The organism is Sphingobacterium zeae, assembly GCF_030818895.1.
Classification (GTDB): domain Bacteria; phylum Bacteroidota; class Bacteroidia; order Sphingobacteriales; family Sphingobacteriaceae; genus Sphingobacterium; species Sphingobacterium zeae.
In genome coordinates, this window is sequence record NZ_JAUTBA010000001.1 from 765,618 (window position 1) to 786,451 (window position 20,834).

Here is a 20,834-nt window from a genome sequence, read left to right on the forward strand (position 1 = left end):
AAAGGTTGGGAGAAGCGTCAGGGTATTAGAAAACCATGGCTTGGTAAGAAGTTGGTCACTTTTAAGCGGGTTGTTTCGTTAATAATTTTAGTTTAGCTATTTTGCGGAACAGAAGTACAGCAGAAGTTCGGCACTTGATAAACGCAGAATTTTTGGAATTGCAATCGACTATATATGGTGCTATTAATAAATCGATGGAATGGCTAGTTGACTTAATTGAGCTTTTACGGAATTAGTCGAATTTCATAGCAGTCGTGATATTTATTGTATAGCTTTTTAAACGTTATAAAAATGAAGATTTTAATGGTTTGTTTGGGGAATATCTGTCGTTCCCCCCTTGCACACGGTATATTGAAGCAAAAGGCATTGGATCAACAATTAAACTGGGTCGTTGAATCGGCTGGTACGGGTGATTGGCACATTGGTGAGGCACCTGATCATCGGGCGATCGCAGTTGCCAAGAAATACGGTATCGATATATCTAGTCAGCGGGCCCAGCATTTTAAACCACAGTTTTTTGCTGAATATGATCTAATATTTGTCATGGATAGACAAAATTATGCAGATGTTTGTGCTCAGGCTATAGATAAATCGGATCTGAACAAGGTTAAATTATTTTTAGGAGACGATATTGTTCCGGATCCATATTTTGATGATAATTTGTTTGATCCGGTTTTTCAGATGATTGACCAACGTTGTGCAGAGGTGATGGCTAGTTTTATTAAATCAAAAAAATGAAGGCAGCTGAAGTTAACAAGAAATGGAGTATCCTGCAGGATGAGATTGCGGCACTATTTGATATGGAAAAACCAGACATCAAGGTGTGTTTATTTCTCATTGGTGTTCAGGAATTGGGCAAGGGTGCCCAGAAATTCTCGAAACGGGAAAAAGAAGAGTTGATGCATATTGCCACCTGCCGTCTTTTCAGTGCGATGGGATTTTATACGTTGAAAGGCCTTGATGAGGAGGGGTGGCCGCATTGGGAATTAATAAAACCAATTCCTAACTATACACTTTTGGAACAAGAACTGATTATGAAGTCGCTGATCATCGATTATTTTGAGGAATTAAATGTTATCTAACGATCATATCAAGAGAAAAATAAAAGTTCAATTGGGAACGTAGAACTATTAACAGATGAAATTTTTAAAAGCTAGTTTAATTGCAGTATTCTGCTTTTTACAGGTTTTGGCATTTGCGGCTAAACCTGAATTTAAATATGTACAGATCGTCACTGAGAAGGGCATCTGTGTTGTGCGGCTGTATAATGAAACGCCAAAACATCGGGATAACTTTGTCAAATTGGCAAAAAGCCAATATTATGATGGAGCGCTGTTCCACCGTGTCATTGAGAATTTTATGATTCAAGGCGGTGATCCTGACTCAAAAAATGCGGCTGGCGGAGCTCAGTTGGGTAATGGGGGGCCTGGATACACCATTCCTGCAGAGATTCAGGATGGTTTATTTCACAAAAAAGGTGCTATCGGAGCTGCCCGGGACAATAATCCTGAAAAAGCTTCGTCGGGGTCTCAGTTTTATCTTGTTCAGGGAAAGGTATTTAGTCCTGAAGATCTCAATCGGTTAGAGCAGACCCGAATGAATGGCAAGAGATTTTCTGAAACCCAACGTCAGGTATACACCTCTATCGGCGGTGCGCCGCATTTAGATTGGAATTATACCGTATTTGGTGAGGTGGTCAAAGGTGTAGAAGTTATCGATCAGATTGCAGCGGTAAAGACAGATCAGCAAGATAGGCCGGAAACGGATCAAAAAATGACCATGCATGTCCTTACACGGCGAGAAGCATTAAACTTGGAGCGGGAACTTAAAGGTTTAAAACCTCAAACGGGTATCTTTTCAAAGATTGGTGATTTGTTCTCTTCAAAGGATTACTAACGTTATGTTGAAGTAATATATCAGGGATTGAGAAGGTTTCTTTTTTCTATAATCTAGCATCACAATAATAAACAATGAAAATAGTAACTTATAATGTGAATGGTTTGCGTGCGGCCTTAAAGAAAGATTGGTTGGGCTGGTTGAAAGCTGTAAATGCAGATGTCATCTGTCTTCAGGAGATTAAGGCTACGCCTGATCAGATTCCCGAAGTTGTCTTATTGGAGGAGATGGGCTATGAGCATTACTGGTATCCAGCGCAGAAGAAGGGCTATAGCGGAGTTGCCTTGTTTACCAAGATGACGCCTAAGCATATGGAATACGGTTGTGGTCATGAGGATTATGATTTTGAAGGTCGTATTATCCGTGCTGATTTTGATCAACTATCCGTGATGAGTACCTATTTTCCTTCGGGTACAACTGGCTACGTAAGACAGGATTTTAAATACCGTTTTTTAAAGGATTTTCAGTTGTATAGCGATAAGCTTTTGGTGGAAAAGCCGAATTTGGTTGTCTGCGGTGATTATAATATTTGCCATCGTGCCATCGATATTCATAATCCAAAATCAAATGCGAACTCTTCGGGCTTTCTTCCGGAAGAGCGTGAATGGATGGAGAATTTTATTAATTCGGGTTATATTGACTCTTTTCGCCATCTAAATCCAGATCCGCACCAGTATACCTGGTGGAGTTATCGTGCTGGAGCGCGCGCAAAGAATTTGGGTTGGCGCATTGATTATAATATGGTTTCTAAGCCCTTGGCCGATCATATCAAATCTTCCAGTATATTGCCAGATGCTGTGCATTCCGATCATTGTCCGGTAGTATTAGAGCTGGCGCTCTAATAAAATGTTAATCCTACAAAAGGCTTTCATACCCATGAAAGCCTTTTGTAGGATTAACAGCAGCATCACTGCCTTTGAAGAGCTATTTTAACTGACTATGAATGATGGAAAGCTGCTGAGCAACTTTTTCTGCAATCGTGAGAAATGATTTTGTTACAGGATCTTCGTTGTCTATCGCAATGGGGAATCCATTATCTCCAGCATCAGAAATACCTTTTAAAAGTGGTATCTCGCCAAGGAAAGGTACTTTATATTCTTCAGCTAACCTTTTTCCGCCGTCTTTTCCAAAAATATAATATTTATTATCAGGAAGCTCCGCTGGTGTAAAATAAGCCATATTCTCGACCACGCCCAGTAACGGAATATTGATACTATCCATTAAAAACATACCGATCCCTTTTACAGCGTCAGCTAGGGCAACTTGCTGCGGCGTAGTGACGATGACTGCACCCGCAATCGGGAAAGTCTGTGATACGGTAATATGAATGTCGCCTGTACCTGGAGGCATATCGACCACTAGATAGTCGAGTTCACCCCAGTGTGCATCATTAAAGAGCTGCTTGATTGCAGAGGTGGTCATGGGGCCACGCCATGGGATAGGCTGGTTTGGGTCGGTGAAGAATCCGATTGAAAGTAATTTTAGTCCAAATTTTTCAAGCGGTTCAATTTTAACCTGTCCATCAGGCATTTCTACTGATCCGGGTTTAGCACCTTCTAGACCAAACATAATCGGAAGTGATGGCCCATAGATGTCAGCGTCTAAAAGTCCTGTTTTAGCTCCTTTAGTATGGAGGGCAAGCGCCAAATTGGCGGCAACAGTTGACTTTCCAACTCCACCTTTTCCTGAGGAGACCAGGATGATGTTTTTAATGCCTGAAACCTGTGCGCCTTGTTTCCCGATCACATTGGAAGTCATATTGATTTGAACTTCGAGATTTTTGTCGATGAAATGAGCGATGGCGTTTCGGCATGCGTGTTCAATATGGTCCTTAAGCGGACAAGCCGGAGTAGTTAAAATGACATCGAAAGAAATTTTTTCACCTTCGATCCCGATATTTTGAATCATATTCAATGTGACAAGATCCTTTTTCAAATCAGGCTCTTCCACATAGGATAATGCATTTAATATTTGTTCTTTGGTAACCATCTATTGTTCATTTGTAATCATGGATTACAAAACTACTCATTGCGGATCAATTTCATGTCATTTCTCTGTTTTTAATGGGATTAAAATTAATATATATAGGGCCGGCTTTTAGGAAAGATCCCTTTTTTGGAACATTTTCATTTTTATGTAATTAATGCGTTTTGTGAATAATTTTGTCTTGCTGAAGTCACGGATGAAGCGACCATCGTTTCCGTGAATTATAATTGTATATACAGCCAAATTTATCTAAGTTTGACTGTTGATATGCACGAGTTTGCATTTAGTAATAATTATGTCCAATCGATTTATAACAACTTTTAAGTCCCGCAAATGGCGATGGCTTTATATCTCTTTAGCTGCTATTTTGGTTTTGGCGTTTGCAGTAGGCGCATATGCTTATCAAAAAAGAGATGCGATGCTCATGGGGGTAATCAATAAAGCAAAAGCGAAGTTGCTTGAAAAATATGATTTGGATTTGAAGATCCAATATTATGCTTTCCGTGGAATTAATGCTGTACAGTTTAAGAATATCCAACTATTGCCTAAAAATAGAGACCAATTGGCTCAAATTAATGATCTGACAGTATCTGTAAAATTATGGCCCTTATTATTCGGGGATGTGAAGTTGGGACAGGTTATTTTAGATCACGGTACCGTTTCTCTTATAAAAAAGGATTCAATTAGTAACTACGATTTTCTGTTTAAAAAGCAGAAGAAAGACACAATAGAAAATGATAATCCGAAACAGAATCTGGCAGCTTTGGCAGATCGATTGTTGAAAAATGTGTTTTTTAAGATTCCCAATGATCTCGATCTGAAGAGCCTTGAGCTTTCTTATCGTGATGACAGCACTTCACAACGTGTTGTTATTCCTTCTGCTGTGATCGACGGCGGTGATATGGAAACTAAATTTTTGCTAAACGATCATGAGGCAGCCTGGAATCTGACGGGAACAATTGATTCGGATAATCAAGAATGTGATCTCCGTCTTTTTTCGGATAAAAAGGGCGTAAATCTTCCCCTATTGCGACGCAAATTTGGTCTCGCTGTAAGTTTTGATGAAATATCCTTCCGATTGGACAAGGCACACAGAAGAAATAAAGAATTGCTGGAACTGCATGGGCAATGGGGATTTAAAAACTTAAAAGTAAATCACTGGCGTATTTCTAGTAAAGATGTGATCTTTCCTGAGGCCCAAATGCAAGGGGCCCTGAATATCGGAGCGTCCTCTCTCGAAGTAAGCAAAGAAAGCACGATAAAGGTCAAAGACTTTGTGTTTTCTCCCTACGTCAAATATGTTCATAAACCCAAGAAAGAGCTTTTTTTGGCTATTCACACGGATAAAATAGAGGCGCAACACTTTTTTGATGCTATGCCAGTTGGATTATTTCCAGGTCTAGAAGGTATTCAGGTGGAGGGGCATATTCAATACGACCTCAATTTTGCTCTTGAATTTAGGAAGCCTGAAAATCTCCTTTTTTCTTCTAAAATGGACGATAAGGATTTAAAGGTAGTGAAATGGGGAGAGGCTAATATTGCAATGTTAAACACACCTTTCACGTATACCGCTTATGAAGATGGCAAGCCGATGCGGGAGATCGTTGTAGGCCCTCAGAACCGCAATTTTACACCTCTCGATCAAATCTCCCGGTATATGCAAATTAGCTTGATCAATACCGAGGATCCATTTTTCTTTAAGCACAAGGGATTCGAGGAAAAGGCTTTTAAATTGTCCATTGTTACAAACATCAAGGAAAAAGGATTTAAGCGCGGAGCCAGTACGATATCGATGCAGCTGGTGAAAAATGTTTTTCTAAATCGCAATAAGACGGTTGTGCGGAAGCTGGAGGAGATTCTGTTGGTATGGCTGATGGAGCGTTCCCAGCAAGTGAGCAAAAAGCGCATGTACGAGGTTTATCTCAATGTCATCGAATGGGGAAATAATGTCTATGGCATAACCGAAGCTGCACGCTATTATTTTGGAAAAACTCCGGCACAACTAGGCCTTGGAGAGAGTATATTTTTGTCAAGTATTGTTCCCCGACCCAAAAAAGGGTTGAACTTTTTTGACTGGACAGGTCACTTAAAAGGAAATATGTTGCGGTATTTTAATACCTACGGTCATATTATGACGAAAACCGGACAGATTAGCGTGGATTCAACAACCTCAAATTATGGGTTTTATGAGGTTGTTCTGCAACCACACCTGCGTGCAGCAAGGCCGGCTGTGGTGGATTCTCTCGATATATTCGATATGGGAGAAGATCCGTTGCTGTTCGATCGTCTTGATGGTAGCTCTCATGGCGACGATCTCGAAAATGTATCTGTTCCAAAGAAATTAAACAAAATGGATCTCACGGAAAAGAAGGACGAGGAAAGCGGTGAGCAGGATAAGCCAAAGCGATCGTTATTTGACAAGATATTGGGGCGTAAAAAAGGGGAAAAAGATAAAGATGCACAAAAGTAGTGTGTGTTATGAAAGAATAATAATAGCATGAGAAACATAGAAATTGACGGATTGTTATTTGAGCCTCTCATTGAAGAGGAGCAGATTCAGAAGCGCGTTCGCCTGATGGGAATTGATATAAGTCTGCGCTATGAGCATAAACAGCCTGTTTTTATAGGCGTATTGAATGGATGTTTTATGTTTATGGCAGACTTGCTCAAGCAAATTGAAGTTCCTTGTGAGATGTCATTTATTAAGTTAGCATCATACATCGGAACGGGCCAATCTGAGTTAAACGAGCTTTTAGGGCTTGGTATTAATCTAGAAGGTCGTGATGTGATTATCGTGGAAGATATTGTTGATTCTGGGCATTCACTCAAACATACGCTGGATGCAGTGAAAAAATTAAATCCTGCGAGTGTCATTGCCTGTGCGCTTTTAGTCAAACCTGACGCGCTGCAGTATCATTTTGAGGAATTGAATTATGTTGGGTTTGAAATAAGTAAAGAATTTGTGGTCGGATATGGCATGGACTTTAACGGACTAGGCCGGAATTTGCCCGATATCTATAAAAACATACCGGGTTAGAAAAAGTTGGATGATCTACGAGTCTGAAACGAACAAGTTTTCTTAGTTTTTCAGCGCACTGCGCTATTTCACATTGCAGTGCACTGGTGTTTTTTGGGGGCTATGATACTGCATCTGCAGGATATTTAAAAGAGCAAGTTTCAACATGGTCATTTACCATTCCAACGGCTTGCATATAGGCATAGCAGATGGTGGATCCAAAAAACTTAAAACCTTTTTTCTTCATATCCTTGGCGATTTTATCAGAAATATCGGTCGTGGCCGGTACTTGTTGTAAATTTGACCAATGGTTTATGATGGACTGCTGTTCGGGTAAGAAGCTGTATAAATAGTTGTAAAAGCTACCATGTTCGGCCTGCACTTTTTTGAAAAGCTTCGCATTTGTGATGGTTGACTCAATTTTATTGCGATGTTTTATAATCCCAGAGCCGGCGAGTAACTGTTCTACATTTTCATTACTGTAGTTTGCTACCTGATCAACATCAAAATTAGCAAAAGCTTCCTGGTATGCTTTTCTTCGACGTAAGATAGTGATCCAGCTTAATCCCGCTTGTGCTGATTCTAATACTAAAAACTCAAATAAGGTTTTATCATCTTTGACTTGTCGGCCCCATTCGTTATCGTGATAGGCAACATATTGTTCGTCAGATCCGCACCATTGGCAGCGTGTGGTTTCTTTGTGCATGTTCTATAAAGATTTTTTGAATGCAATATAAGTTTTTATCCTAACTTTACGACCACAATTAAAGAGTTTCGATTATAGACGGTTCTTGAATATTTCATTGCCGTTAAAAGACAATTCATTTTAATGAGCGCAGCTATCTTCAAACATCATATTCTATTTGTACTATTTCTTTTATTCGCAATAACGAAATTGAATGCGCAGGGGCGTACTTATCGAAACGTTGTTCAGGACGGTAGTACCATTGGGATTGATAGTATACATATTGTAAAGGATTCGCTTTTAACACCTAACGAGGAAGTTTTGGCATCCTTGAATCCAGCGTTACAGACTCAATATCGAATTGTAACAGTGGAAAGGGAAGGGCTAATGGTTCATAATATTTATAGCTTCGATGTGCGGCAATATTTTCAAGGAGAATGGCGAACTAGCAGGTTAGACAGACAATATGGGACACTTAAAGTGCACCGGGAAAATTGGATTCTTTTCACGGTTCTTGCATTAATTTTTGGTGTTGGGATGATTCGGATATTTTTCCCTTCTGATATCAAACTGGTTTTTCAGGGGTATTGGGATGATCGGGTGTTGCTATCGGTAAGCAAAGAGGATACAATCTTAACATCATGGCCTTTTATTTTTCTATTTATATTATTTTCAGGCGCATTGGGGTTATTTGTGAGTCTATTCTATGCATATGAGTTAGATAGATTTGATTTTATCACGTTCTCTAATTATATGAAGACCGTGGCGATGGTTGGCGGCTTATTTGCGTTAAAAATCGGATTTATTCGATTTCTATCCTTTGTGTTTGAAATTAGGAAGTTGGTAAAGGAATATGTGACAGTGCTGTATCTGATTTATTTCAATACACTTTTTTTAATGCTTCCTGTACTATTAATATTGAGTCTTATACCCTCAACATCGGTAGGCGTTGTACTGCACTTGGCCATTGTTGGAGCGGCATTACTTTTTTGCTACCGATTTCTTAAGACAGCGGCTCATATTATGTCGATGTATAAATTTTCAATTTCCTATTTAATTTTGTACCTTTGTTGCCTAGAAATAGCACCAATATTAATACTATTAAGATTATTGAGCTAAAAGTGGTTATATGCAAACTTCAGACGTAGAAAGAGCAAAGAAGGTAAAAAGTGTACTGGTAACTTTACCGAAACCTGAAAACGATAAGTCCCCTTATTATGATTTAGCAAAGAAATACGGGTTAAAATTAGATTTTCGAGGTTTTATACACGTAGAGGGCGTTCCTGCCAAAGATGTGCGTAGGGATAAAGTGAATTTGGCAGATTATTCTGCCGTAATATTTACAAGTAGAAATGCTGTAGATCATTATTTTAGAGTTTGCGAAGAGATGCGATTTGAAGTGTCTGCGGAAATGAAGTATTTCTGCATTTCGGAGACCATTGCGCTTTATCTTCAAAAGTATATTCAATATCGGAAACGAAAGATTTTCTTTGGTAAACAGACGGCGAAAGACCTTGAAGACGTGTTAAAAAAACACAAAAGTGAGAATTTCTTATTTCCATGTTCGGATGTAGCCAATGAGGAGACAAGGAACTGGTTACAGCAAAACGGCTATAAGTTTACACCAGCTGTGCTTTTTAGAACTGTTGTAAGTGATTTAAGTGACCTAAAGGATGTTTTTTACGATGTCATCGTATTCTTTAGTCCTTCCAGTGTACAGTCTTTATATGATAACTTCCCAGATTTTAAACAGAATAATACAAGGATTGCAGCATTCGGCGCTTCTACTCAACAGGCACTTTTGGATCATGGATTGATTTTAGATATTCCTGCTCCAACGCCAAAGGCTCCTAGTATGACTATGGCTGTTGAAGAATACATCAAAAAGGTAAATAAATAGTAGCCTAGCAAAAGGTAAATATGAAAAAGGGTTCTTAAGACCCTTTTTTTTGTTATCTATTGGGAAGCTTGGCAAGCGAAGTGCTGTTGGGACATAGGTCGTTAAACAGAAGGTTGCTGATGTTGGTCTATTGAGCTATGGGATGATGTTTAGCTGAATCGGAGGTGTTAAAATATAATAAAATGACGAAGGTCATTGAGATTTTAAGTATATTTCTGTTAAATTGCTTTGTATAATTCATTCTATGTAAAATAACGCATAGGTGGTATTTTTGAAATTTGGTAGAAATATTTTTTTATGTTTGTAATTAAGCAAAATTAATCAGTCGTGAAGTTAAAGCAAGTTGATAAAATTTCGGGCATTCGATCAGAGGACTTCCTAAAAAATTATCTGAAACCAGGGTTTCCTGTCATTATATCAGATTTTATAAGTTCAGAAAGTCCAGCGTGGAAGAAATGGAGTTATGATTACTTTAAAGAAATTGCAGGAGATATAAAAATAGATGTCTACGGAAAAGAAGAGGAATCGATGGACCGTGCTGCCAGCGCTCCTGTTGGCCAGATGACATTTGCTGAATATTTGGATCTGATTACAAAAGAGCCTACCGAGTTACGGTTGTTTTTGTTCAATCTGCTTAAAATTCGTCCCGAACTGAAACATGACGTTATTTATAACGATGTCACAGGTGGCAAGGTATTGCAATGGTTGCCCTTTATGTTTTTTGGTGGTGAAGGTTCGAGTACCCGTAATCATTTCGATATTGATATGTCACATGTGTTTATCTCTCAATTTCAGGGATTAAAGCGTATTTGGCTTTTCCCAAATGATCAATCTGATTTGATGTACAAATTGCCATACAATTTTCATAGTATTGCCAATCCCAAATACAGTAATGTAGAGGAATATCCTGGAATTAAGTATTTAGATGGCTACGAGGCAGTTATTCACCCTGGAGAGACTTTATATATGCCCGCGGGATGGTGGCATTATATTCAATATGAAACGGAAGGGTATTCTATTTCTGTTAGGGCTTTAGCAAATTCAATCAGCGAGAAATTGAAGGGCGCACGCAATTTGTTTATCACAAGACATTTTGATAATACGATGCGAAAGATCTTCAAGGGGCATTGGTTCAACTATAAAATCAATACAGCGAAACGTCGCGCCCATAACGCAATAAAAAGAAAAGCGCGTTAATATAGAAAGGGGACACCAAATGCAATGTCCCCTTTCTGTTTAGTCTGGCTTCTCTTGTCAAACCGTAGTTCCTTTTATTCTTCTACTTCGGCCCATCTGCTTGCTTCTCGATAAAATAACGTATAAGGATCGCTTGGATAAACGACTGTTTCTGGATTATGCCGAAATGGAATATTCGGATTAAAGATCTCTTGTAGGATAGGCGCGCAAGAATTTGATAAAATTCTCTTTTTGGAATGCGAGAAATTCATCGGTCAATATTCCCTCTTTACCGCTGAATAAGGTTCCCTCTTCCCGCATTTTGCGCGCAACGTAGAGATGAGGTTCAAGTTGTTTTCTTCCTGTTTTCTGTTCAAATACATAGGCATAAAATAGCGTCTGCACCATGGCCTTATTTTCGGTATTGGGAGCAAATACCTGATCGATTTCTTTGAATAGGATCGAATCTCCGCCCGTTTTGTAATCGACAATTCTGCTGATAATACGGTCGTCGTGGGTTACCACCTCATCTACACGGTCGATAATACCATATAGTGAGACTTGATGTTCTTCTCCATTGATCTGTAGCGGGAATGGCAAGATATAATCGGTATCGTTCTCAAGTTCAATAATCCGAAATGATTTATAGTTATCGATGTCATATTCGAGATACATTTTGACATACTCGCAGGCAATTTTCAGCATGATCCGCTGCAAGCTATTTAAGTCCTTTTCTTCTTTTATTTCGATCTGATATTGAATGCCTATTTCTCGGGTCACATATGCCTCGATACGGTCTATCTGCCCTCGAAGAATACGTGTTGGTGTAAACTCCTGTTTTCCCTTGAAGGGTAGGAATATATCCTCCATGACATTATGGATGACTGTTCCGAGCTTATTCATTTCAAATTCCTGAGACAGTGAAGGTGGCTCTTTGATGTTGGCAATATGTTTTAGGAAAAACTGTAATGGAGATTGCAGGTATGTCGTCAGTGCGGTCGCCGATATCTTTTTCTGGTTAACGATAAAGTCCTCGTACATTTTTTTCCATATTTCGCCACGCTTTTGGATAACGATCTCTTGCGCTTTATCTGCAAATTGGATGGGCTGTTGTTGAACTTTTCGGTCAAACTGAAATTTGCTTTCAAATTCTAGCTGTTTGATAAACCGGCTTTCTTCACCAGTGGAGCTTTCATCAACTAAACCATTGTAGAAAATATGTATTCCCTCACTGTATTGAAAATGCCGATAAAACAAATAGGCCGATAGGGCATTCTGATTTTCCAATATAGGAAGACCATACGCGCTCCTGAGGCTATTGGGTATAAAGGTGGGTGAATTGGAGGTTTTGGGTAGGATGCCCTCATTAGCGCCCAGGATATAGATGTTGTCAAAATTTAAGCAACGGCTTTCCAAGAGCCCCATGATTTGTATGCCTTCGAGTGGATCCCCTTCTATGGCGGAATTTATTGGAGCAATGGCTTTTTTTATCAAACCGATCTGGAAGCTGATACTTAATGGGGCAACAGTTTCAAAGCCCAGTAAGAGCTGGTTCAAGGTTTTTTTTGTTTCGATTAGGAGATTGTTGTCAATTTGGCGGATACGGTCTTGAGATGAGATGCTATGTAACAAATCATCGACGAGCAGGATGAGCGCAGGTACCAAATGAGCTGAATTTTCGATAGGTACAAAAAATTGTGGTAAGGAGCTTTTGAAATGAAGCTCTTCCAATGTGATTTCGAAGAGTTGTTTGTCGGCAATCTCTTTCTGAATCTGAAGTTTGTCTGCTAAGGAAACCATACTCAGCGGATGATTTATGAAGGTCTCTATGATTTGATAGGAAAGTTTCCGTCTTTTAAACTGTGATATCTCCAAATGTACCTCCATCCATAGATCCAGTAAGCCATAAATAGGAGACTGCGTCAAGGGGTAACCCGTAGTGATATTAGGTTTTACATCTGGTAAACTTTGCAGTAAAGGAACCAGTAGATTTTCATCTGCTAGAAGAATAGCGGAGGTCTGCTCCATATTCTTGTGCTGTTCGAGGATGTCGTGCAGTAATTTTGTTTGGCTGATCTTGCCGGTGCTAGCATATAGATTTACGGTTGAGGTTCTATTGCCAATAATATTCGGGCTATCGCCGAGGGCATTGACCAAGCCTGTTTGGAAAATATTTCGACGAATAAATAGCCCGGCCTCCTGCATGGTGTCTTCCAGGTAATAGGCATCAGCATCGAAGTAAAATAGCGCGCGGCCTTCCTCTTGCCATTGCCTAAATAATTTTGCTTCGACTTTGTTTAAAGCATTAAAACCGACAAAAAGGATATGTTGATAGGATGATGCAAACTGCTGATATGTAGCCTTGCCTTCAGCTAGATCGCGGTAAATGGTTGGATAGTTGGTTTGTCCTTCTGCTTTAAGCTTTTCCTTAAATCGACTATATAATACAGGTAGTCTTTTCCAAAGTTGCAGAAAGCGCTCTTGTACGCCACTATGTCCAGCAATGGAAAAAGACTGCCAAAATTGACGGATAAACTCTTGCTGTTCTTGGGTTAGATGTTGAAATGCAATGTCGATTTTCGTGTTGTCATAAAGTTCAAGATAGATCTGCTCAATAGGAACAAGGTCGTAATCGAGCTGGCCGAAGTCACTCAGTATTATTTCGGCAATTGGATAAAACTCTTCCAAGGTTTCTGGCTGTTTTCCTTCAATCACCAATAACTCATTATGGATATTAAAAAGGTGGAAAAATTGTGTCAAAGGACTGGCTTCGGTATCATCGGTCGAACGTCTAAAAAATTCCTGAATCGTAAAAAACTGAGGAGACCAGATCGCCTGTCCGTACACTTCGGAAAGATGTTTTTTGAGATAGGTAATTGGCCGTTTATTATTAAAGACGATGGCAATCTCACTCAGATCGTTTCCAAAACGCTTTTGAATATCTGTTGCTACTAATTTTAGAAAGGCTGTCTGCATCGGGCTATTATTTTACTTCAGTTAATTGATTTGATTTTGCATAATAGAGAAAAGCCCTAACATTGTTGTAGCCTAGATTCTCTAGATTTTTTTTGTAGTTATCGACTTGATACTGATGTCCGATATAATCTGTCTGCGTAAACTTGAAATCGAGTACGATTGTTTCCTCTTTGGAAGTGATGACTTTATCCGGCCGAATGGTTTCTCCCTTGGCGGTAATGATACTGGCCTCATTCCAGATCTTATAGTTTCCGGTAAGCCATTTATTGATGATGGGATGCTTCCAGATTTGATTGATCTCCTGCATGAGAAAGGGCTGCTCATCCTTGGAAAGAACACCTTCCTGGATCAGTCGGCCAACCAGTTTATGGATGTCTTCTTCGTTTGAAATCTGAGCCATAATATCGTGTGCCAATATGCCATACTGTGCCGCTTTTTCCAACATCATAATATCGTTGATACTGCGCGTACTCGCTTTCTCTAAAGCCATTTCCAGTTCTTTGGAAATGGGATAATGGGTCAACGAAATAATATTGTCATTTCGAAACTGTGCTTTTCTTTTTTGGATTATCTGATCAATATATAGGACTTTATTTTCGATTTTAAACGGCGATTCTGGAGTATCTAAGACTTGGAAGAGCACATCGCTGATATATTCGTCTTTGGTATCATAGCCTGTAATCTCTCCTGTCTTTTTGTCGACAGATTCTTTAAAGCACGGAGCAGTAATATAAAGGTGTTCAACGGCGCGGGTTGTTGCCACATAGAACGTATTAAGGGCGTCCATGTAGTTGAATAGCATCTCTTCAAAATATTGTTTGAAAAATATAGATTTGCCGACGGTAGATGTGTATTTGATTGGAATTTTCCCCAATTGGGCAAAAGGAGTTTCGGATGTCTCGATCCAAAAATCGCCGTTGATCATGCCGTCGAGATCCCATGAACAAAATGGAATCATGACCACATCATAAGCCAGTCCTTTTGATTTGTGGATTGTCGTTACCTCAATCGCATTAATTTGTCCATTGGAAGGCAGTACAGCCCGGTTGCCATCTTCTTCCCAGAACTCTAAGAACTGTATAATGCCACGTTCGCCATTCGTGGAAAACGTTGAGATCATATCTTTGAATGCGAGAAGGTAAGGGAGGTGAATATTGTCCGCGGTTGTGAAACCGTAGATTTCAATAAGCTTTTCAATCAAGTGGACCAATGGCTGTTTCTGCGCCATTTCCCAAGAGTCAATCAGTGCCTCAGGGAGATAATCTTGAAGCTCATGGATGTCATTTGTGGCAAATTTTAACCATGCATTCTGATCAACTGTACTATTCTGTATATGCTGATAGAGATAGACGATCTTTGCTTTATGAATGGTATGTTTCTCCGAATTATAGACCAAGGCTTTCAGCGTTTCGATCAGTAGTAAAACAGCATCATTGCTGGCTAGCGACAGCGCATCTCCTGATATGACTTCAAACGTGAGCTGTTGATGTTTTTTGAAATCCATGAGTTTTTCGATAACCAACTTAGCTTGTGAATTACTACGTACTAAAATACCGATCTGTTGGGGTTGATAGCGTTTGTCGAGTAGCCATTCTTTTATTTTTTGGCATAAATTGACGAGTGATTCTTCGATGACCTGATTTCTTCGGTAACGTCCATCAGTAACGGGGATGTAGGAGATCTCAATAGAACCTAATTGGTCAAATTTTCCTTTTTTATGCTCAGGAACCATCTGTTGGCTGTTTTCATACGCTTTGACAAGCATGCTATCATTGCCCGAGGAAGCCCACCACTGTTTGCCTTCTTCATCTAGGCTTTCGGATACTTTTTCATTTAATACCTGTTGCAAATGTTTTGGAATACTGCTAAACAGGTAATTGTTTAAATGAATAATATTTGGAAGACTTCTAAAATTGGTGTCGAGGCTTCCGTTTTCGATAAAGGTTGTTTTGCTATCGTCGTCCAAGTGAAAGGCATGGACAATCTGTTGTTCTACCTGTTGGAGTAGTATTCGCCAATCGCCATTTCGCCAGCGATAGATGCTTTGTTTAACATCACCTACAATCAGGTGTTCGCTGACCGTACCTTTGGCATCTGCCAATGCATTGATCAGTAGTGGACTATAATTTTTCCATTGAATGCGCGAAGTATCCTGAAATTCGTCAAACAAAAAGTAGTTAAAGCGATTGCCGATTTTCTCCCAGATAAATGTTGGGTCGCTATTTTCATCAATTCCGAGTTTGTTTAACAGAATCTGAGAATCGGAAATTAACTGGGCACCATTATCGCGTCGCCACTGTGTCAGTAAATCGCTCATTTCTTTGAGTAAACGAAGGTAATAGAGGTTATTCTGTACTGCTTGATAGGCTATGTAGGCGGATAGGTTGTCGTGTAACTTTTGGAAGGATGCCAAGATAGGGGCGAATGCAGCCATAAGATCATGACGTATATTTTTATCACTATCGGTAAAAGCATCTTCATTGTCGATTAACAGAAGGTATTTTTCTATTATCTTGGCAATTTCAGAAGCGCTCAGTTTTTCCGTCTTTTTACTGGTTTTGCTGGCTGAGATTATTTTATTGCGTGATTTACCCTTCAGGTCATTTTCAGTGAGGTTGAATTTTTTGAATGTCTCACTAAACGCTTCAATTGTCATGGATAGCGCTTCGGTAAATGCGCTTATCTTCTGTTCAATCTCCTGATTCAGGAGATTAAAAACCTCCTTGGGATTTGCCGAGTTGATGTAACTATCAAATTCCTGGAAATTTTCAGAAAAAATAAGGCTCGCTAAGCTCATCAATTGCTGACGGTAGTTCCAATTTTCATTTTTTGCTATCTTCTTTTCAGCATAAGTTATAATCCAATCGAGTAGATCGGGGCGCTCATCCAGTAATTGATTGAGCATAACTGTCAGCTCATTTTTCACTTTATTGACGTTCATTTCAATCTTGTAAGCTGCATCAAGATTGAGTTCATACGTAAATGCACGGATGACCTTTTGGGAGAAACCATCAATTGTACTTATTGTAAAATGACTATAATCATGCAAGATACGGCGATAAACACGGTGAGCTTTCTCCTGCACAAGATGTGAAGTCCAGCCTGGCTGTTGTGCCAGTAATAACTTTCTGAAATCTTCAATCTTAGGGCTAGGGTGGCCTGTTGCTAGGCCATGGAGTACCGATAGGATACGTTCTTTCATCTCGGCAGTTGCCTTATTGGTGAATGTGACCGCTAAAATCTCCTTATAGCTATTCTCGTTGGATAGGAGGAGTGCGAGATAGTGTAAAGTTAAGCTAAAGGTTTTCCCCGAACCGGCTGAAGCTTTGAGTATTTTTAATGGCGCAACGGATTTCATAGAATGAAGGTAGAAAGTAAAAAGTGAATTGGCAAAAATGGCGAAGATTATTTTAATTGAGAAAGACAGACGTAATTTGATTCTAATTTATTACCCAAATTATCTTTTATGATATATACATGGTGTCATAATCTGATTAGCTGTTGCCTTTGGACGAAGCTAACAGCTGTACAAATTACGTTGGTGTTGACGGCAGAGCTAGTGTAATGACATCTGTTTTAAAATAGGGGATTAAAGGTGTTAAGGATGTCATTTTCAGCGAATTTTATAAAATTATGTTTATGAATAGAAAAAAATAACTATCTTTGCATCCCCTCTAGTATGAAGCTCGGGGGATATGTTGAATACATAAAATAAATTAAAAAATGGCAACTAAAATCAGATTGCAAAGACACGGTAAAAAAGGACGTCCTTTTTACCACGTAGTCGTAGCGGATTCTCGCGCTCCACGTGACGGTAAATTCATTGAACGTATTGGTTCTTACAACCCAAACACTAATCCAGCAACGATCGTTTTGGATTTTGAAAAAGCTTTGGATTGGATGAACAAAGGTGCTCAACCGACTGACACAGCTCGCGCTATCCTTTCTTACAAAGGTGTTCTTTACAAAAAACACTTGCAAGGTGGTGTGAAAAAAGGTGCTTTTGATGAAGCTGCTGCTGAAGCTAAATTTGCAGCTTGGACTGAAGCTAATGATGCAAGAATCTCTGGTAAAAAAGATGGTTTAGCACAAACTAAAGCTGATGCTAGAAATGCTGCTTTAGCTGCTGAAGCTAAGAAAAAAGAAGAAAAAGCTGCTGCTGTAGCTGCTAAAAATGCTCCTGTAGCGGAAGAAACTCCTGCTGAAGAGACTGAAGCTCCTGCATCAGAAGAAACTGAAGGTTAATTCTTTCATAAAGTATTCGAGAAAGCCGACTCAACCTTGAGCCGGCTTTTTTTGAAACAGCCATTAGGCTAATAGTTTGCCATTATCATGTCTTACATCTAATTGCCAAATACGAAAATATGACTATTGATCAAAGCTTTTACATCGGTTATATCAGCAAAACAAGAGGGCTTAAAGGGGAAGTACAGCTATTTTTTGAGTTCGAAGAATACGAGAGTTTGGATATGGATGTCGTCTTCGTGGAAGTGAACAAAAAGCTTGTTCCTTATTTTGTTGACGCCATCAAATTTCAAAAGAACAGTACCGCTTATGTGACATTCGAAGATGTGGATCATATTGATAAGGCTCAAATACTTGTGCGTAAAAAGCTATATCTTTCCAATGATAAAATGCCGGAGCGTGATCCAGATGATTTTAGATATACGGATTTGATCGGGTTTTTAGTAATTGATGAGAACCATGGTGAACTGGGGAGAATAACAGATGTGCAGGAATTTCCACAACAATTTGTTGCTACCGTAGATATGGATGGCAAGGAGCTGATGTTCCCGCTTTCGGACGATTTGATCTTAGGTATTGATGGCGAGGAGGAGATTATTGAAGTTGAACTGCCAGAGGGCTTGGTGGATCTCTATAAAGAATAAGCTATCCCCGAGCTTAATTCAAATGAATAGCGGTATACTATAACTATTGCAGTAATTTCTTCTCTTGGTCGGTGTATTATTATTGACCATAATTATTAATTGATATTGAAACCGTTATTACTGCTGCTATTCGCATTTTCGTTATTTTCCTGTACTTTCTTTGGGAAGAAAAAGGAGTTTCCTGAAGGCAATTATCAAATGATATTTGGTTATTCAAATGAGGAGTATCGTAAATTAAAGAGCGAATCCTCCCAAAATGTGGAGGCAGATGTCTATGGTAATGACCCAACTATATACCGATCCTTTCTCTCCCTTCATGATAAAGACCAATTTGTCCTAGCCATCGATGACATATTACTCTTCGGAAAGTATAGATTCAACGGCGACCGATTAGCGTTGACCGACGAGAAAAAAGGTAGCATCGCATTGGATATTGTTAAGGTAAAAAAGGATTTTATTCAGCTGAGAGGTGATTTTTCACAGTTTAACTCCGCGCGTGTGCCGACTACCGAAAGACTTTATCTCAATTTCGCTTTAGATAAAACCCCTATACGCGAGACGCCAAGCAAATTTGACAGTCAAGTGAATTTGTGGAGGAATGCTCCCGTAAGAACAGAAAGTGAAAAAGAGATCAGGGCGAGGGCATTAAATTTTGTTGATTATTCCATCGCTTACTTTCAACATATATCAAGTTCTGGTACACATCACGATTATCGAATGGATGGTATTGAATCGCCAATTATTTATGCGGAGAACGGTATTGTGCTCAAGGCGTGGACCGATGTGCCGGAATCGTGGAAAGAGTTGTTTTACAATGAACAAAATGCATTGATCGCCTATCGCTATTTATTCGATGGCTTTAAATATGGATCGAAAGAGGAATACCATGTAACAGGCCTTTTATTAATCACATTTTATCTCAAAAATCTACGGAATTCCCTGGCAGCGCATCTTTAGGCGATCGTGTTGTGGCTTAGTCAATCTCTTGGCTGTCAATGATTTTCGATCGTTAAATTTATCTGTTTTTTTTAAGTCTTTTATTTTTGGTGGAGCGTAAATTCCTGCTATTGCCTGGGAATAACTCTGAAACCGTATTTATTACGGTCTTTTCGCTACCATTTTAGTCTTTTCGAAAAAATATTTTTGTCTTTTGATTTTTTAAAACGATATTAGCAATGCTTATAGAGAAAGGCCGAGGGAATAGACCCGTTGAAGCCTTAGCAACCTGTATTGTTCAAGGTGCTAAATTCTACCCTACTCCATGTGGGAAAGATAAGTTACATGAAGATCAACGATTCCTCGACGTGTGCGTTTCGATATAAGCCAACCAAACTAAAAAACAGTTTTTTTAATGAAAATTATCGATCATATCCAGAATGCCAACGGAAAAACATTGTTTTCTTTTGAGCTATTACCACCGGCGAAAGGGCAGGGCATCCAAAGTATTTTTAAAACCATGGATGAACTGATGGAGTTTAAACCTCCTTTTATCGACGTAACTTACCACCGCGAAGATTATATCTATAAAGAGCATGCAGGTGGATTACTGGAACGCGTTTCCTATCGCAAACGTCCTGGAACAGTGGCGATATGTGCAGCAATCATGAATAAATATAAAGTTGATGCAGTACCCCATTTGATATGTGGTGGTTTTACTAAGGAGGAAACCGAAAATGCACTGATCGATCTGAACTTCCTGGGCATAGATAATGTCTTAGTATTGCGCGGAGATGCGCGTAAGGGCGATGCTGATTTTATTCCAACGGATGGTGGACATGCTTTTGCAACAGACCTATTGGAACAGGTTACTGATATGAATAAAGGAAAGTATCTACATGAGGATATTGTGACTTCAGAAAAAACTGATTTTTGTATCGGTGTAGCAGGTTACCCCGAAAAACACTTTGAATCGCCAAATTTTAATACTGACTTTAAATATCTGAAACAAAAAGTCGATATGGGGGCGGAATTTATTGTAACTCAAATGTTCTTTAATGTCGAAAAATATAAGGAATTTGTTACTAAATGTAGGGATAATGGAATCCATGTGCCTATTATCCCCGGATTAAAGCCACTGACAACTAAAAAGCAGCTTGTGACCTTACCCAGAATATTTCATCTGGATATTCCAGAAGAACTGAGCGATGCCGTTTCGGCCTGTAAAACGAATGCCGACGTCAGACAAGTCGGAGAAGAGTGGTTGGTACAACAATGTCGGGAGCTGATCAAGTTTGGCGCTCCGGTTTTACATTTTTATACGATGAGTAATCCGGGCCCAACAAAGAAAATTGTACAAAAATTAGCCTAACT

The 20,834-nt window shown here is 39.3% G+C and carries 17 protein-coding genes and 1 riboswitch; of the genes, 13 read left to right on the forward strand and 4 right to left on the reverse strand.

Annotated features, from left to right (window positions below; genetic code table 11):
• Positions 1–291 precede the first annotated feature (291 nt).
• The 4 genes from QE382_RS03280 (at position 292) to QE382_RS03295 (ending at position 2,738) form a co-directional block, all read left to right on the forward strand.
• Positions 292–738, forward strand: a complete 447-nt coding sequence (locus tag QE382_RS03280) for a low molecular weight protein-tyrosine-phosphatase (protein ID WP_307184667.1) — start codon at positions 292–294, stop codon at positions 736–738.
• Positions 735–1,082: a hypothetical protein gene (locus QE382_RS03285; protein ID WP_307184668.1), complete on the forward strand. Its 348-nt coding sequence runs from the start codon at positions 735–737 to the stop codon at positions 1,080–1,082. Before QE382_RS03280 ends, QE382_RS03285 begins: the two co-directional genes overlap by 4 nt.
• A gap of 55 nt (positions 1,083–1,137) precedes the next feature.
• Positions 1,138–1,896, forward strand: coding sequence for a peptidylprolyl isomerase (locus QE382_RS03290; RefSeq protein WP_307184669.1), 759 nt, complete (start codon positions 1,138–1,140; stop codon positions 1,894–1,896).
• 74 nt (positions 1,897–1,970) lie between these two features.
• A complete protein-coding gene (locus QE382_RS03295; RefSeq protein ID WP_307184670.1) occupies positions 1,971–2,738 on the forward strand; it encodes an exodeoxyribonuclease III in 768 nt (255 codons plus the stop codon).
• A gap of 82 nt (positions 2,739–2,820) precedes the next feature.
• Here the strand turns inward: QE382_RS03295 and QE382_RS03300 are convergent, their stop codons facing one another.
• Positions 2,821–3,885: an Mrp/NBP35 family ATP-binding protein gene (locus QE382_RS03300; protein WP_307184671.1), complete on the reverse strand. Its 1,065-nt coding sequence runs from the start codon at positions 3,883–3,885 to the stop codon at positions 2,821–2,823.
• A 292-nt stretch (positions 3,886–4,177) separates the two neighbouring features.
• Here QE382_RS03300 and QE382_RS03305 point away from each other — a divergent pair, with 292 nt between their 5' ends.
• The gene (locus QE382_RS03305; protein ID WP_307184672.1) at positions 4,178–6,352 is read left to right on the forward strand and encodes a transglycosylase domain-containing protein; all 2,175 of its coding nucleotides are present in this window, start codon (positions 4,178–4,180) and stop codon (positions 6,350–6,352) included.
• Between the two features lie 27 nt (positions 6,353–6,379).
• On the forward strand, positions 6,380–6,919 hold the full coding sequence (gene hpt, locus QE382_RS03310; protein WP_307184673.1) for a hypoxanthine phosphoribosyltransferase: 540 nt from the start codon (positions 6,380–6,382) through the stop codon (positions 6,917–6,919).
• 100 nt (positions 6,920–7,019) lie between these two features.
• On the opposite strand, the gene QE382_RS03315 is transcribed toward hpt, so the two are convergent.
• Complete coding sequence (locus QE382_RS03315) at positions 7,020–7,604, reverse strand: DNA-3-methyladenine glycosylase I (RefSeq protein ID WP_307184674.1); 585 nt, start codon at positions 7,602–7,604, stop codon at positions 7,020–7,022.
• Positions 7,605–7,727: 123 nt separating this feature from the next.
• On the opposite strand from QE382_RS03315, the gene QE382_RS03320 reads away from it, so the two are divergent.
• From QE382_RS03320 to QE382_RS03330, 3 genes are all read left to right on the forward strand, one after another.
• Complete coding sequence (locus QE382_RS03320; protein ID WP_307184675.1) at positions 7,728–8,702, forward strand: DUF4271 domain-containing protein; 975 nt, start codon at positions 7,728–7,730, stop codon at positions 8,700–8,702.
• Between the two features lie 10 nt (positions 8,703–8,712).
• Positions 8,713–9,483 (forward strand): uroporphyrinogen-III synthase, encoded by a 771-nt coding sequence (locus tag QE382_RS03325; protein ID WP_293957119.1) that lies wholly within the window; start codon positions 8,713–8,715, stop codon positions 9,481–9,483.
• A 327-nt stretch (positions 9,484–9,810) separates the two neighbouring features.
• On the forward strand, positions 9,811–10,680 hold the full coding sequence (locus tag QE382_RS03330) for a cupin-like domain-containing protein (RefSeq protein WP_307184676.1): 870 nt from the start codon (positions 9,811–9,813) through the stop codon (positions 10,678–10,680).
• A 180-nt stretch (positions 10,681–10,860) separates the two neighbouring features.
• Here QE382_RS03330 and QE382_RS03335 read toward each other — a convergent pair whose 3' ends face one another.
• Together QE382_RS03335 and QE382_RS03340 are read right to left on the reverse strand one after the other, a co-directional pair.
• Positions 10,861–13,635 (reverse strand): PD-(D/E)XK nuclease family protein, encoded by a 2,775-nt coding sequence (locus QE382_RS03335; protein ID WP_307184677.1) that lies wholly within the window; start codon positions 13,633–13,635, stop codon positions 10,861–10,863.
• 7 nt (positions 13,636–13,642) lie between these two features.
• Positions 13,643–16,993 (reverse strand): UvrD-helicase domain-containing protein, encoded by a 3,351-nt coding sequence (locus QE382_RS03340; protein WP_307184678.1) that lies wholly within the window; start codon positions 16,991–16,993, stop codon positions 13,643–13,645.
• A 365-nt stretch (positions 16,994–17,358) separates the two neighbouring features.
• Here QE382_RS03340 and QE382_RS03345 point away from each other — a divergent pair, with 365 nt between their 5' ends.
• The 4 genes from QE382_RS03345 (at position 17,359) to QE382_RS03360 (ending at position 20,832) form a co-directional block, all read left to right on the forward strand.
• Positions 17,359–17,880: a 30S ribosomal protein S16 gene (locus QE382_RS03345; protein ID WP_209578546.1), complete on the forward strand. Its 522-nt coding sequence runs from the start codon at positions 17,359–17,361 to the stop codon at positions 17,878–17,880.
• Positions 17,881–17,999: 119 nt separating this feature from the next.
• Complete coding sequence (gene rimM, locus QE382_RS03350; RefSeq protein ID WP_293884091.1) at positions 18,000–18,524, forward strand: ribosome maturation factor RimM; 525 nt, start codon at positions 18,000–18,002, stop codon at positions 18,522–18,524.
• A 105-nt stretch (positions 18,525–18,629) separates the two neighbouring features.
• Positions 18,630–19,481, forward strand: a complete 852-nt coding sequence (locus QE382_RS03355; protein WP_307184679.1) for a hypothetical protein — start codon at positions 18,630–18,632, stop codon at positions 19,479–19,481.
• Positions 19,482–19,700: 219 nt separating this feature from the next.
• Positions 19,701–19,803, forward strand: a riboswitch (SAM riboswitch).
• 72 nt (positions 19,804–19,875) lie between these two features.
• Positions 19,876–20,832, forward strand: a complete 957-nt coding sequence (locus QE382_RS03360; protein ID WP_294348281.1) for a methylenetetrahydrofolate reductase — start codon at positions 19,876–19,878, stop codon at positions 20,830–20,832.
• Positions 20,833–20,834: the final 2 nt, after the last annotated feature.

Excerpts from the sequence above, each read along its gene's own strand:
- QE382_RS03285 (WP_307184668.1), top strand. The coding sequence starts at position 735 with ATGAAGGCAGCTGAAGTTAACAAGAAATGGAGTATCCTGCAGGATGAG.
- QE382_RS03290 (WP_307184669.1), top strand. The coding sequence starts at position 1,138 with ATGAAATTTTTAAAAGCTAGTTTAATTGCAGTATTCTGCTTTTTACAG.
- rimM (WP_293884091.1), top strand. The coding sequence starts at position 18,000 with ATGACTATTGATCAAAGCTTTTACATCGGTTATATCAGCAAAACAAGA.
- QE382_RS03280 (WP_307184667.1), top strand. The coding sequence starts at position 292 with ATGAAGATTTTAATGGTTTGTTTGGGGAATATCTGTCGTTCCCCCCTT.
- QE382_RS03305 (WP_307184672.1), top strand. The coding sequence starts at position 4,178 with ATGTCCAATCGATTTATAACAACTTTTAAGTCCCGCAAATGGCGATGG.
- QE382_RS03315 (WP_307184674.1), bottom strand. The coding sequence starts at position 7,604 with ATGCACAAAGAAACCACACGCTGCCAATGGTGCGGATCTGACGAACAA.
- QE382_RS03300 (WP_307184671.1), bottom strand. The coding sequence starts at position 3,885 with ATGGTTACCAAAGAACAAATATTAAATGCATTATCCTATGTGGAAGAG.
- QE382_RS03295 (WP_307184670.1), top strand. The coding sequence starts at position 1,971 with ATGAAAATAGTAACTTATAATGTGAATGGTTTGCGTGCGGCCTTAAAG.
- QE382_RS03360 (WP_294348281.1), top strand. The coding sequence starts at position 19,876 with ATGAAAATTATCGATCATATCCAGAATGCCAACGGAAAAACATTGTTT.
- hpt (WP_307184673.1), top strand. The coding sequence starts at position 6,380 with ATGAGAAACATAGAAATTGACGGATTGTTATTTGAGCCTCTCATTGAA.
- QE382_RS03335 (WP_307184677.1), bottom strand. The coding sequence starts at position 13,635 with ATGCAGACAGCCTTTCTAAAATTAGTAGCAACAGATATTCAAAAGCGT.
- QE382_RS03325 (WP_293957119.1), top strand. The coding sequence starts at position 8,713 with ATGCAAACTTCAGACGTAGAAAGAGCAAAGAAGGTAAAAAGTGTACTG.
- QE382_RS03320 (WP_307184675.1), top strand. The coding sequence starts at position 7,728 with ATGAGCGCAGCTATCTTCAAACATCATATTCTATTTGTACTATTTCTT.
- QE382_RS03340 (WP_307184678.1), bottom strand. The coding sequence starts at position 16,993 with ATGAAATCCGTTGCGCCATTAAAAATACTCAAAGCTTCAGCCGGTTCG.
- QE382_RS03345 (WP_209578546.1), top strand. The coding sequence starts at position 17,359 with ATGGCAACTAAAATCAGATTGCAAAGACACGGTAAAAAAGGACGTCCT.